Source organism: Rhodoferax sp. SPJ21 (genome assembly GCF_058216335.1).
This window is the reverse complement of record NZ_JBYZMO010000003.1, coordinates 227,296-240,481: the sequence shown is the minus strand read 5'-3', so window position 1 is coordinate 240,481 and position 13,186 is coordinate 227,296. Positions and strand designations below refer to the sequence as shown.

The following is a 13,186-nucleotide window of genomic DNA, read 5'->3' as shown; positions in this document are numbered from 1 at the left end:
CCACCATTGGGAGTACGCCCTGCCCGCAGCAGGGCTCGGCGCGGGCCGGGATAATCGCCGGATATGTTGAAAATTGAATTCCCCGCTTCGCTACCCGTCTCAGAACGGCGCGAAGAGATAGAAGCCGCCATTGCCGCCCACCAGGTGGTCATCGTCTGCGGTGAAACCGGCTCCGGCAAAACCACCCAGCTGCCCAAGATCGCCCTGGCCATGGGGCGCGGCAAACTGAACTGCCCCGAAGGCCAGCGAGGCAAGCTGATCGGCCACACCCAGCCGCGCCGCATTGCCGCGAGCTCGGTGGCCAAGCGAATTGCCGAAGAATTGAAAACTACGCTGGGCGATGTGGTCGGCTTCAAGGTGCGCTTCCAGGACCGGCTGGGGCGCGATGCCTCCGTGAAGCTGATGACCGACGGTATCTTGCTGGCCGAGACGCAGACCGACCCGCTGCTGAATGCCTACGACACCATCATCATCGACGAGGCGCACGAGCGCAGCCTGAACATCGACTTTCTGTTGGGCTATCTGCGCCAGATACTGCCGCGCCGGCCGGATTTGAAGATCATCGTCACATCCGCCACCATCGACGCGGACCGCTTCGCCAAGCATTTCGAGTCCAAAAAGGGCCCGGCCCCGGTCATCATGGTGTCGGGCCGCACATTCCCGGTGGAGCAGCGCTACCGCCCGTTCGAAGAAAGCCGTGACTACGGCCTGAACGAGGCCATGGCCGACGCTGTGGACGAACTCTGGCGCGATCCGCACAACGCGGGCGACATCCTGATCTTCCTGCCCGGCGAGCGTGAAATCCGCGAGGCCGCCGACCACCTGCGCAAGCATGTGAGCCACCAGCCGGTGTTCCGCAGCGCCGAGGTGCTGCCGCTGTTCGCGCGCCTCAGCCCAGCCGAGCAGGACCGCATTTTCGACGCCCACGCCGGTGGCCGACGCATTGTGCTGGCCACCAATGTGGCCGAGACATCGCTCACCGTGCCCGGCATCCGATACGTGATTGATGCAGGTACGGCGCGCGTGAAGCGCTATTCTTTCCGTAGCAAGGTGGAGCAGCTGCTGGTGGAGCCTATCAGCCAAAGCTCGGCCAACCAGCGCGCCGGCCGCTGCGGCCGCGTGGCCAACGGCATCTGCATACGCCTGTACGACGAGCAGGACTTCAACGGTCGCCCGCGCTTTACCGACCCCGAAATTTTGCGCAGCTCGCTGGCCGGCGTGATCTTGCGCATGAAGTCGTTGCACTTGGGCATCGTCGAAGACTTTCCGTTTTTAGAGAAGCCCCAGGGCCGCGCGATTGCCGATGGCTACCAGCTGCTGGCCGAACTCGGCGCGGTGGACGACGCGAACGAGCTGACCCCCACCGGCCAGGAGCTGGCCAAGCTGCCACTCGACCCGCGCGTGGGCCGCATGATTCTGGAAGCCCGCGCCCGCCAGTCGCTGGACGAGGTGCTGGTGATTGCCAGCGCCCTGAGCGTGCAGGACGTGCGCGACCGCCCCATGGACCTGCAGACCCAGGCCGACCAGGCGCACGCCAAGTTCGACGACGACCGCAGCGAGTTCAGCGGGTATTTGAACCTGTGGAAGTGGATCAACGACGCCCGGGGCGGGCAGCCGAATGCACCCTCACCCCAACCCTCTCCCGCAGGCGGGAGAGGGGGCAAGTCGGGTGGTCCACTCCCTCTCCCTCTGGGAGAGGGCCGGGGTGAGGGCTCCCCGCGCCACAAGCTCAGTAACCGCCAATACGAGCAGCTGCTGCGGCAGAACTTCATCAACATCCGCCGCGTGCGGGAGTGGCGCGACATCTACAGCCAGCTGCATACCGTGGTGGCCGAGCACAAATGGCGGCTGAATACTGCGCCGGCCAGCTACGAGCAGATTCACTTGTCCATGCTGTCCGGCCTGCTGGGCAATATCGGCTGGAAGACCGAGGGCGACGAGGTCGCTCAGACCGAGTACCTCGGTGCGCGCGGCATCAAGTTCCACCGCCATCCTGGCGCGCACCTGCGCAAGAAGCCGGGCCGGTGGATCGTGGTGGCCGAGCTGGTGGAAACCACGCGTTTGTTTGGCCGTGGCATTGCCAACATCGAGCCGCAGTGGGTCGAGCAGGTGGCCGGCCATTTGCTCAAAAAACAGCTGCTGGACCCGCATTGGGAAAAGAAGGCCAGCGAGGTCACCGCGCTGGAGCGGGCCACGCTGTACGGCATCGTCATCTACAGCGGGCGGCGTGCCAACTTTGGCCGTGTGGACCCGGTGGGGGCGCGGGAAATCTTCATCCGCGAAGCGCTGGTGCAGGGCCAATGGGACTGCAAGTTCCCGTTCCTGGCGGCCAACCTCAAACTGATCAAGCAGGTGGAAGACCTGGAGCACAAGGCGCGCCGGCAAGACGTGCTGGTGGACGACGAACTGATCTACGCCTTCTACGACCAGCAGTTGCCGGCCGATGTGTACGGCGGCGCCAGCTTCGAGCGCTGGTACCGCGACGCGCAGCAGATCAACCCCAAGCTGCTGATGCTGACCCGCGAGGAGCTGATGCGCCACGAGGCCGCCGGCATCACCACGCAATCGTTCCCCAAGACCATCCGCCTGGGCGGTGTGGACTGCCTGGCCACCTATCTGCACGAACCCGGCGACGCGAAAGATGGCCTGACCGTCACCGTGCCGCTGTTCGTGCTGAACCAGGTGAACGACGAGCGCTGCGAATGGCTGGTGCCCGGCATGTTGAAGGACAAGATCCAGGCGCTGATCAAAACCCTGCACCAGCGCCCGCGCTCGCGCCTGGTGCCGCTGCCCGACACCGCCGCCAAGATGGCCGAGACGCTGAACGCGCCCGCACTGTTCGGCCACGGCACCCTTGTCGATGCGGTGCTGAAGCTGGTGCGCGCCGCCACCTCGCTGGACGTGGTGCGGGCCGACATCAAGGCCGACATGCTCAGCCCGCACATGTTCATGAACTTCCGCGTGGTGGACGAGCATGGCCGCCAGCTGGGCACGGGCCGCAACCTGGGCGCGCTGAAGTCCGAGCTGGGCGCGCAGGCGCGCGGGGCCTTCCAGGCACTCGCCGGTTTGAAGATGGCGAGCAATGCCGCCGCCCAACCAGTTTCTAAAGAAAATCAGCCTGCAGCGCAGGTAGCGCCTGCGCAAGCAGCTATAAAAACCGCAGCAAAGCCTGCCACCCCGGCCAACCAGCGCTACACCGCCTGGACCTTTGGCGAGCTGCCCGAGCTGCTGGAAATCCAGAAGGGCGGCCAGACGCTGATCGGCTACCCCGGCCTGATCGACGCGGGTGATGCCGTCACCATCGAGGTCTTCGACGAGCCCGAAGTGGCCGCCGCCAAGCACCGCGCCGGCCTGCGTCGCCTGTTCTCGCTGCAGATCAAGGACGCGCTGAAGTACCTGGAAAAGAACATCCCCGACCTGCAAAAAATGGCCGTGGTGTTCATGCAGGTGGGCAAGAATGCCGACGGCTCAGGCGGCGGCACCATTGAAGAGCTGCGTGCCCAGATCATCGACGTGGCGCTGGACAGGGCCTTTCTGCTCGACCCGCTGCCCACCATTGATGCCGACTTCAAGCGCCGTATCGACGAAGGCCGTGGCCGCCTGACCCTGATCGCCAACGAGGTGGCGCGGCTGGCCCTGACCATTCTGACCGAATACGCCACCGCCGCCCGCAAGATCAAGGACACCAAGAACGCACCCGACGCCACCGCCGACGCTGCCCAGCAGCTGGCGCGGCTGATGCCCAAGCGCTTCCTGGCCAACACGCCCTGGGGCCCGCTGCAGCACTACGCCCGCTACCTGAAAGCCATCACCGCGCGGCTGGACAAATACCGCGCCGACCCGGCCCGTGACACCGCCCGCCTGGCCGAGCTGCGCCCGCAGGAGCAGCGTTACTGGCGCCTGGTGGCCGAGCGCAAAGGCGTGCTTGACGCGCGCATGCAGGAGTTCCGCTGGCTGCTGGAGGAGCTGCGCGTCAGCTTCTTCGCGCAAGAGCTGAAGACCCCGCAGCCGGTCAGCGCCAAGCGGCTGGACAAGGCCTGGGCGCAGCTGGGGGCCTGACGCGGCGTTTTAGTCCTGTGCCATGGCCTGCAGTGCGTCGCCGGTGACGCGGCAGGTACGCCAGTCGGGCAGCACGCTGGCCCCCAGCTTTTCATAGAACTGGATGGCTGCGGTGTTCCAGTCCAGCACGCTCCATTCGAAACGTGCGCACTGGCGCTCGCAGGCCAGCTTGGCCAGGTGCTTGAGCAGGGCCTTGCCCACGCCCAGGCTGCGCGCATCGGCCTTGACGTACAGGTCTTCCAGATACAGGCCTTTGCGCGTCAGAAAGGTGGAGTAGTTGTGGAAAAAAACAGCGTAGCCTACGGGCTGCGCGTCTACCGTGGCGACTGCGCATTCGGCGGCTGGACGGGGGCCGAACAGGTCGTTTTCCAACTGCTCTTCGGACGCATTCAGCAGATGGGTTAAGTGCTCGAATTCCGCCATCTCGTGGATCATTGCGAGGATGTGGGGAACGTCGGATGCCTGTGCGGCTCGGATGGTGAGCTGAGAAGAGTGCATTGTTTTCTTGTGTGTGGCGGGTGGTGGCCCGGGCGTCAGGTCGGCCCCAATTTCCCGCAGGTTGGGTGGGGTGCTCCCAGTCAGAGAGCGTCTGCAATTCCGCAGCTCAGGGGTTTGAATTCGCTTGCGGCCATCCTGGGGGTAGACACAACAATGGTACCGTCACCGTTTTGCCTGTAGCGCTGCTGGTGCTGCAGCAGCAGGCCGGGCGCATACCCCCAGGACACGCTGCGGTGTACCAGGGGGCTCGCCCGGCGGCCCATCAATTTATGAAATTCATAGCAGGCAAGCCAATACCCATGAGCGCTAGAAGCCAATTTTTCTCTAAAGTTTTTGCCTGCGTGCTGGTATGTGTGGCCTGTGTTCTTGCGCCTGTTGGGGCGCAGCCAGGGGAATTGGACGACTCGCTGGACAAGCTGCGCCAGCAGATTGAGACCATGCAGAAGAACCTGCCCGATGCGGATGCCGAGACCGATCTGATGGCCTGGCGCAGCACTGCCATCGCGGCCGAGGCGCAGGCGCAAAAAGCAGCAGACGAGCTGTCGCCGCAGCTGGACAGCGTGCAGGCCCGGCTGAGCGAGCTGGGCGCCGCACCGGCCGACAAAAAAGAGGCCAGCGACATCAGCTCCATGCGCAGCCAATTGGACAAGAGCCGCAATGCGCTGGACGCGCAGCTGAAGCTGGCACGCCTGCTGGTGGTGGAAAGTGAGCAGTTGGCGGCGCAGATTTCTGCCCAGCGGCGCGCGCAGTTCCAGGCCCAACTGGGCCAGCGTACGGCTTCCATACTGGCGCCGCCGTTCTGGAAAGAGCTGCGCGACAACTTCGTGGCCGATGCGGGCCGCTCGGCCGACCTGGTGGGAGAGCTGGTGAAGGCCCTGCGCGCTGCCACGGTGGGCGTGTGGCTGGGCATGGCGGCGGCCTTGGCCGTGCTGGCGCTGGTGCGGAATCGGCTGGCAGTGGCGGCGCTGTACCTGGTCAGCCACAAGGTGCCGGGCGGGCGCTTGCGGCGCTCGCTGTACGCGGTGCTGCGGGTGCTGCTGTCGGTGCTGTCTTGGGGCCTGGTGGCTCTGGTGGTGCGCACCGGGCTGGAGTGGAATAGCGACCTGTCCGAGCTGCCCCATGCCTTGCTGGTGCGCAGCGTGGGTCTGGCTTGTTTCGGTGGCTACGTGGCGGGCCTGGGTCAGGCTTTGCTGTCGCCCAAGCGCCCCACCTGGCGCTTGTCGGCCATGCCAGATACCGTGGCGCTCGGCCTGCGGCGCTTTCCGCTGGTACTGGCGTTGGTGACCACGGCCGGCTGGCTGGCCGAGCAGCTTTACAGCCTGGTGAACGCCAGCCTGGCCACAGCTGTGGCTTTGAACTGCATTCTGGCTTTGGCCCTGGGCCTGAGCATGGTGATGGCGGTGATGCGCGGCGAGCGGCTGCGCCGCCAGCTGGAGGAGGGCACGGGTGTGGGCCAGGTGCCGGCCCGGCCACTGTGGCTGAGCAGCTTGGCGTTTCTGCTCTGGCTGGTGCTGGCGGCCAGCGTGGTGGGTTTGCTGCTGGGCTATGTGGCGCTGGGCAGCTTTGTGTTGCGCCAGGTGGCCTGGTGCACCATCGTCTCTGGCACGGCCTACTTGCTGATGATGTTGGTGGACGATATGTGCATGGGCTGGCTGGCGTCCGCCCCGGTGGAAAACCCCGAGCCCGAAGTGTGGCGCCTGCGCGACCAGGCGGCCGTGCTGCTGTCAGGCGTGGTGCGCGCCACGGTAGCGCTGGTGGCCCTGCTGCTGGTGTTGTCGCCGTTTGGTGATGGGCCGCCCGAGCTGATGCACCGCGCTTCGGCGCTGGGCGACGGCCTGGCGATCGGCGAAATCCAGCTGCGGCCCACAGCGGTGCTGCTGGCCCTGGCGGTGGTGGTGGGCGGGCTGCTGTGCGTGCGCACCCTCAAGCGCTGGTTGGAGAACAATTTTCTGCCCACCACCACGCTGGACGCGGGCATGCAGATGTCGGCCAGCACCTTGTTTGGCTATGCCGGTGGTGTAACCGTGGTGGCCATGGCCATGTCGGCCGTGGGCGTTGGCCTGGAGCGGGTGGCCTGGGTGGCCAGTGCCTTGTCGGTGGGTATTGGTTTTGGCCTGCAGGCGGTGGTGCAGAACTTTGTCTCCGGTCTGATTTTGCTGGCCGAGCGGCCGGTGAAGGTGGGCGACTGGGTGGTGCTGGGCACGGTGGAGGGCGATATCCGCCGCATCAACGTGCGGGCCACCGAGATCCAGATGAGCGACCGCTCCACCGTGATCGTGCCGAACTCGGAGTTCATCACCAAGACGGTACGCAACATCACCCACGCCAGCCCGCTGGGCCTGGTGCAGATCAAGCTGCCCATGCCGCTGGACACCGATGTGCAGCGCGTGCAGGACGTGTTGTTGGCGGCATTCACCAACCACCCCGAGGTCCAGCCCACGCCTGCGCCCAGCGTGGCGCTGGAGGGCATAGACAGCAGCGGCAAGCTGATGTTCAACGCCACCGCCTATGTGCCAACGCCCCGGCGTTCGTACAACGTGCGCAGTGACGTGTTGCTGGTGGTGCTGAAGGAGTTGCGTGCCGCCGGGCTGCCGCTGTCCAACCCGTCCACCATGGTGTTGCGCGATGTGCCGGTGCAGCCGGTAGCGCAACTTGAACCGCCGGTTGAAAAGCCTGTGTAAGCCGGGTTTGCAAATTTTTACCCGGGTGTAAATTGCTCGGATATTAAATCCGGGTAGAATCCATGGATTAATTAAATCCGGGTGAAAATATGGCATGGTTGGATACTTCTTGCACCGCCTTCGAAGGCGGCAACTGCATTGCAGCGGGGGCGCTGCGTGACGTAGCCATGCGCGCCAAGATGGCGGTGGACGCGGGCGCTGACAGCGCCGCACCCACGCCGGTATGGGTGTTTGACGACGCCACCAGCGAAGTGCTGGAGCTGGACTGGCACGGCACGGTGGAAGAGTTTGCGGTGCAGTTGGTGCAGCAGGCACAGGCGGTGGATGCCATGGCCGAGCCCGCGCAACTGCCGGCTGAAGACAGCCCCTCCGGCCAGGCGCCGCGCGGGCCAGGCCGTCCCAAGCTGGGCGTGGTGGCGCGCGAGGTGACCCTGCTGCCACGGCACTGGGAATGGCTGGCCACCCAGCCCGGCGGCGCCTCGGTGGCGCTGCGCAAGCTGGTGGAAGTGGCGCGGCATGCATCCGAGCGCAAGGACGAGGTCGCCCGCTGCAGCGCCGTGGGCTACAAGTTCATGTCCGCTATCGCGGGCGACGCTCCCGGCTTTGAAGAAGCCAGCCGGGCCCTGTTCGCGGGCGACGCGCAAGCGTTTGAAGCGCAGATAGCCCGCTGGCCAGCAGATGTGCAGGCCCATCTGCAAAAGATCTTGGCCAACGTTTTCGAGGTTTGAATATGGATGCAAATCGTAGTGCGGCCGTGCCAGCGGGCGCCGCCATGCCCGGGCCAGCGGCCCGGCCCAAGGTGCTGTGGCGGGTGTACCTGGCGTTTCTGGTGCCGATGATTGCCAGCAACTTTCTGCAGGCGCTGTCGGGCACGGTGAACAACATCTACCTGGGCCAGATGCTGGGCGTGGGTGCGATGGCGGCGGTGTCGGCCTTTTTCCCGGTGCTGTTCTTTCTGATCGCCTTCATGATCGGCCTGGGCTCGGGCGCTGCCGTGCTGATAGGCCAGGCCTGGGGCGCGAAGGAGCCCGAGCGGGTGAAGGCGATTGCCGGCACTACGCTGATGGTGGGCCTGTACGCCGGCGTCGTGGTGGCCCTGTTTGGCGGCATGTTCACCGACGGCCTGCTGCGCGCCCTGGGCACGCCGGCCGATATTTTGGGCGACGCCACGGCCTATGCGCGGGTGATGCTGGTGGCCTCGCCGGCGGTGTTTCTGTTCTTGCTGGTCACCTCCATGATGCGCGGCGTGGGCGACACCAAGACGCCGCTGAAAACCCTGCTGATCTCCACCGCCGTCGGCTTGCTGGCCACGCCCGCGCTGATACGCGGCTGGGGCGGTTTGCCGCAGCTGGGCGTGGTCAGCGGCGCGTACGCGGCGGGCCTGGGCTTTGCCGTGTCCATGGCCTGGACGGCCTGGCACCTGCTGCGCGTGCGCCATGTGCTGGCGCCGGACGCCACGTTCCGGCCCTATCTGCGGGTAGACGGGCAGATTCTGGCCAAGGTGCTGCGCATTGGCCTGCCCACGGGCTTGTCGATGATCACCATCTCATTGGCCGAGATCGCTGTGCTGTTCCTGGTGAACCGCTTTGGTTCACAGGCCACGGCGGCTTACGGCGCGGTGAACCAGATCGTGTCCTATGTGCAGTTCCCGGCGTTTTCGATTGCCATCACCGCGTCCATCCTGGGTGCGCAGGCGATTGGCGCCGGGCGGGGCGACATGCTGGGCAAGATCGCCCGCACCGGCATCTGGATGAATGCGCTGCTGACCGGTGCGCTGGTGCTGCTGGCCTACCTGTTTTCGCGGCGCATCCTGGGTCTGTTCATCACCGACCCGGCGGTGGTCGATCTGGCGCAGACCCTGCTGCACACCATGCTCTGGGCCATCATCGTCATGGGCATGTCCATGGTCTTATCGGGCCTGATGCGCGCCAGCGGCACGGTGCTGGTGCCCACGGCGCTGACCATGCTGGCAATTGGCGGGGTGGAGGTGCCGGTGGCCTGGGTGCTGAGCCAGCACTACGGTCTGAACGGCATCTGGGCCGCCTACCCGGTGGCGTTTCTGGCCATGTTGGCCATGCAAACCACCTATTACCGCCTGGTGTGGGTCAAGAAGCCTATACGGCGCTTATAAGCAAAATAGGCCGCTGGCGCAGATAGAACCTGCGCAGGCAGCTACTGTTTTAATAGCACATCAGTGTTGCAGCCACTGCTCGGCCCATAGCGCGTCCAGGCGCGTTTGTACCTGCGGTGGTGGTTCGCCCAGTTGGGTGCTGCTGCCCAGCTGGAAGACCTTGCCGTAGAGCAGCCCCTGCTGGGGGGCGTAGAGCAGGGCGGCGTTGTAGTTGGTGCAGAAATGCGGCTTGCACACGGCAATCACCACGTATTCGGTGCCGTCTATGTGCTCACGCCGCATGGGTGGGCGGGGGCCTTCCAGCCGGGCCAGCCAGCGTTCGCGCACCAGCGGGCCTAGCGCGCGGGTGTAGGTGGTCTTGAACTGGGGGTTGAGCAGCAACTTCTCGATGTCGCTCATGGGTTCTGGCAACGTGGCCTGGCTGCCGTCGCGCGGCTCATTGGCGGCTTCCTCGCCCTTGTTGCCCGGTTTGTCGTTGCTGCAGCGGTGGTACTTGGCTGCCAGCACGGTCTTGCCCAGAGCCTCTTGTAGTTTGGGATCGGCCTGTAGCGTGATGTTGACGATGGACTTTTCTTCCAGCACCACAAAGTCCAGCTTGGCGCCAGACCGTAGCGTGCTGGTCAGCGCCACCTGGAAATGCGGCAGCTGCGCGGCGGCGCCGTAGTAGCGGGTATCTGCCTGCACATTGCGACCGACGATGCGCTTGTCGCCGTGCTCCACTACCAGTGCATCCCAGGCGACACGCAGCCTGGGGCCGCTGGGGTTGCCGCAGCTGCTGGCGTACACGCCGCCAAAATTGCGCATCACATCTGACTTAAAACGTGCCTGCGACCAGGCAGGGGCAGCCGCCCACAGGCAAAGCCCGAGCAGGGCCAGACCCGGCAAATAACTCTGGGTCTGAGGCTTATGAGATGAATAAGTAATAAACAACTGAGAATTCATTCGTTCCAGTTTTGACACGCTGCTTCCAGAATCCATCCATCGCAAACCAAATGGACTCTGTTCAAGCTCTATGACCACCCGCCGCCAAATCTCGCAATCCTTTGTGGCCCTGGCCTTGTCTCTCGCTGGCCTGGCAGCGCATGCTGCGGAGCCGGTCAAGTTACTAAATGTATCTTATGACCCGACCCGTGAGTTCTATAAAGACTTCAACGCCGCCTTTGCCAAAGACTGGAAGACCAAGACCGGCCAGGACGTGACCATCAGCCAGTCGCACGGCGGCTCGGGCAAGCAAGCCCGCTCCATCATTGACGGCCTGGAGGCCGATGTGGCCACGCTGGCCCTGGGTTACGACGTGGACGCACTGCACGAATACGGCAAGCTGATCCCCGCCGACTGGCAAAAGCGTCTGCCCAATAACGCGTCGCCCTACACCTCGACCATCGTGTTCCTGGTGCGCAAGGGCAACCCCAAGAAGATCACCGACTGGTCGGACCTGGTACGCCCCGGCATCGCCGTGGTCACGCCCAACCCCAAGACCTCCGGCGGCGCCCGCTGGAACTACCTGGCCGCCTGGGGCTACGCGGTGAAGAAGAATAACGCCACCGACGCTCAGGCCCGTGACTTTGTGGCCGGCATCTACAAGAACGCGGTAGTGCTGGACTCCGGCGCCCGTGGCTCCACCATCAGCTTTGCTGAGCGTGGCCAGGGCGACGTGCTGATCGCCTGGGAAAACGAGGCCTACCTGGTGCTGGGCGAGTTCGGCAAGGACAAGTTCGAGATCGTCACCCCCAGCCTGTCCATCCTGGCCGAGCCGCCGGTCAGCGTGGTCGATAAGGTGGTGGACAAGCGCGGCACCCGCAAGGTGGCCGAGGCCTACTTGCAATACCTGTACAGCCCGGTGGGCCAGGACCTGGCCGGCAAGAACTACTACCGCCCCCGCGACAAGACCGCCGCTGCCAAGTACGCCAAACAGTTCGGCAACGTGAACCTGTTCACCATTGACGACCTGTTCGGCGGCTGGACCAAAGCCCAGAAGACGCATTTCGCCGATGGCGGTGTCTTTGACCAGTTCTATGGGAAGAAATAGGCACACCCCCAGGCTGCAGCGCTTCGCGTCTTTCGCCAACCCCCTTGCAGGGGGCAATACCAGTGGCCTGGCAAAGCCAGTTCCACGGTATCTCTGGTGAAGGCAGGGGGCTTAACCAAGTACGTTAGGAGTCCACCACATGTCCGTTTTATTGATTGCCGGAAGCCCTTCGGAGCGGTCCCGCTCCGCCGTCTTGCTGGACGCCGTGCAGCAGCGTCTGCAGCTGCAGGGTGCGCAGGTGGACCGGGTGCAGATCCGTGACCTGTCGCCCCAGGCCCTGTTGCTGGCCAATGTGGCCCACCCCAGCATTGCCCAGGCCATTGCCCAGGTGGCGCGGGCCACGGCGGTGGTGGTGGCCACGCCCATCTACAAGGCGGCGTACAGCGGCGTGTTGAAACTGTTCCTGGACCTGTTGCCTCAGACCGCCTTCAAGGGCAAGACGGTGCTGCCAGTAGCCACCGGCGGCAGCCCGCACCACATGCTGGCGCTGGACTACGCGCTGCGGCCGGTGCTGCAGTCGCTGTCGGCAGAGCACATCCTGCCGGGCGTGTTCGCCATCGACGCGCAAGTGGTGCTGCTACCGCAAGAAGGCCAGCAGATCGACGTGGAACTTGCGCGCCGGCTGGAAGGCGTGGTGGACCTGCTGCCTTTCACCGGCAAGCGCAAACCGTCGCTGCAGCCGCAGTACGCGCCGGTGCAGTTTGCCGACGTGCGCTGTAGCGTCTAAGCCGCTCCACCCCTTTCCTTCACCGTTTGATTTTTTGACAGCTGCGCAGCGGCAGGGCAGAGCTTTGCCTACGCAGACCCCTAGGACACACCATGAGTACATCTAATTTCGAACAACGCCGCCGCCTGCTGATCGCCGGCGCAGCCGCCGCCAGCCTGGCACTGCCAGCCGTCACCGCCCTGGCCCAAGCGCCCGCCACCCGCACTCTGCGCATCGGCAACCAGAAAGGCGTGCTGAGCTTTTTGAAGGCCCGTGGCACGCTCGAAAAGCGCCTGGCCCCGCTGGGTGTGAACGTTACCTGGACCGAGTTCAACGCCGGCCCGGTGCAGCTGGAGGCGCTGAACGTGGGCTCCATCGATTTTGGCGACGTAGGCGAAGCCCCGCCCATCTTCGCCCAGGCCGCCGGTGCGCCCCTGGTCTACGTGGCTGCCACCGCGCCACTGGTCGCCAGCGAAGCCATCGTCGTGCCCAAGGCCTCGGCCAGCCAGAAGGTGGGCGACCTCAAGGGCAAGAAGATTGCCTACAACAAGGGCTCCAACGTGCAGTTCTTCCTGGCCAAGCTGCTGGAGAAAAACGGCCTGGCCTACAACGATGTGCAGCACGTGCATCTGGCCCCCGCCGACGCCCGCGCCGCCTTTGTGCAGGGCTCGGTGGACGCCTGGGTGATCTGGGACCCGTTCCTGGCCGCCGCGCAAAAGAATGCCGACGCCCGCCTGCTGGCCGACGCCACCGGTGTGGTCAACAACCGGGGCTACTACTTCAGCTCGCGCAGCTTTGCCGACAAGAACGCCGATATTCTGCGCATCGCGGTGGAGGAGGTGGCAGCCATTGACAAATGGTTTGGCACCGACCGCGCCGCCGCAGCAGCCGAATACGCCGCCATCCTGGGGCTGGACCGCAGCGTGGCCGAGCTGACCTTGCAGCGCCGCCCGATTGGCACGGTGCCCGTCACCAAAGCCATCCTGGCCGAGCAGCAGGTGATTGCCGACACTTTCTTTGAGCTGAAGTTGCTGCCCAGGAAGATCAGCATCCTGGAAGCCGCCCTGGCTGGCGTGGCCTGA

The 13,186-nt window shown here is 64.9% G+C and carries 9 protein-coding genes; 7 read left to right on the top strand and 2 right to left on the bottom strand.

Annotation, left to right across the window (positions count from 1 at the left end):
- Positions 1-63 precede the first annotated feature (63 nt).
- Entirely contained in the window at positions 64-4,059 is a 3,996-nt protein-coding gene (gene hrpA / locus AC4BBN_RS16475; RefSeq protein ID WP_490593086.1) for an ATP-dependent RNA helicase HrpA, read from the top strand.
- Positions 4,060-4,068: 9 nt separating this feature from the next.
- Here hrpA and AC4BBN_RS16470 read toward each other — a convergent pair whose 3' ends face one another.
- Positions 4,069-4,557, bottom strand: coding sequence for a GNAT family N-acetyltransferase (locus tag AC4BBN_RS16470; protein WP_490593085.1), 489 nt, complete (start codon positions 4,555-4,557; stop codon positions 4,069-4,071).
- A gap of 395 nt (positions 4,558-4,952) precedes the next feature.
- Between AC4BBN_RS16470 and AC4BBN_RS16465 the strand changes: the two genes are divergently transcribed.
- From AC4BBN_RS16465 to AC4BBN_RS16455, 3 genes are all read left to right on the top strand, one after another.
- Complete coding sequence (locus tag AC4BBN_RS16465) at positions 4,953-7,238, top strand: DUF3772 domain-containing protein (RefSeq protein WP_490593084.1); 2,286 nt, start codon at positions 4,953-4,955, stop codon at positions 7,236-7,238.
- Between the two features lie 89 nt (positions 7,239-7,327).
- The gene (locus tag AC4BBN_RS16460; protein WP_490593083.1) at positions 7,328-7,966 is read left to right on the top strand and encodes a DUF2239 family protein; all 639 of its coding nucleotides are present in this window, start codon (positions 7,328-7,330) and stop codon (positions 7,964-7,966) included.
- Between the two features lie 44 nt (positions 7,967-8,010).
- Positions 8,011-9,369, top strand: a complete 1,359-nt coding sequence (locus AC4BBN_RS16455; protein ID WP_490593642.1) for an MATE family efflux transporter — start codon at positions 8,011-8,013, stop codon at positions 9,367-9,369.
- A 60-nt stretch (positions 9,370-9,429) separates the two neighbouring features.
- On the opposite strand, the gene AC4BBN_RS16450 is transcribed toward AC4BBN_RS16455, so the two are convergent.
- Entirely contained in the window at positions 9,430-10,173 is a 744-nt protein-coding gene (locus AC4BBN_RS16450) for an Ivy family c-type lysozyme inhibitor (RefSeq protein ID WP_490593641.1), read from the bottom strand.
- 208 nt (positions 10,174-10,381) lie between these two features.
- Here AC4BBN_RS16450 and AC4BBN_RS16445 point away from each other — a divergent pair, with 208 nt between their 5' ends.
- From AC4BBN_RS16445 to AC4BBN_RS16435, 3 genes are all read left to right on the top strand, one after another.
- Positions 10,382-11,398, top strand: a complete 1,017-nt coding sequence (locus AC4BBN_RS16445) for a sulfate ABC transporter substrate-binding protein (protein WP_490593082.1) — start codon at positions 10,382-10,384, stop codon at positions 11,396-11,398.
- A 139-nt stretch (positions 11,399-11,537) separates the two neighbouring features.
- On the top strand, positions 11,538-12,125 hold the full coding sequence (gene ssuE, locus AC4BBN_RS16440; RefSeq protein WP_490593081.1) for an NADPH-dependent FMN reductase: 588 nt from the start codon (positions 11,538-11,540) through the stop codon (positions 12,123-12,125).
- A gap of 92 nt (positions 12,126-12,217) precedes the next feature.
- Entirely contained in the window at positions 12,218-13,186 is a 969-nt protein-coding gene (locus AC4BBN_RS16435; protein ID WP_490593080.1) for an aliphatic sulfonate ABC transporter substrate-binding protein, read from the top strand.

Coding starts and splice junctions, on each gene's coding strand:
- hrpA (WP_490593086.1), top strand. CDS start 64: ATGTTGAAAATTGAATTCCCCGCTTCGCTACCCGTCTCAGAACGGCGC.
- AC4BBN_RS16470 (WP_490593085.1), bottom strand. CDS start 4,557: ATGCACTCTTCTCAGCTCACCATCCGAGCCGCACAGGCATCCGACGTT.
- AC4BBN_RS16460 (WP_490593083.1), top strand. CDS start 7,328: ATGGCATGGTTGGATACTTCTTGCACCGCCTTCGAAGGCGGCAACTGC.
- AC4BBN_RS16455 (WP_490593642.1), top strand. CDS start 8,011: ATGCCCGGGCCAGCGGCCCGGCCCAAGGTGCTGTGGCGGGTGTACCTG.
- AC4BBN_RS16450 (WP_490593641.1), bottom strand. CDS start 10,173: ATGCGCAATTTTGGCGGCGTGTACGCCAGCAGCTGCGGCAACCCCAGC.
- AC4BBN_RS16445 (WP_490593082.1), top strand. CDS start 10,382: ATGACCACCCGCCGCCAAATCTCGCAATCCTTTGTGGCCCTGGCCTTG.
- ssuE (WP_490593081.1), top strand. CDS start 11,538: ATGTCCGTTTTATTGATTGCCGGAAGCCCTTCGGAGCGGTCCCGCTCC.
- AC4BBN_RS16435 (WP_490593080.1), top strand. CDS start 12,218: ATGAGTACATCTAATTTCGAACAACGCCGCCGCCTGCTGATCGCCGGC.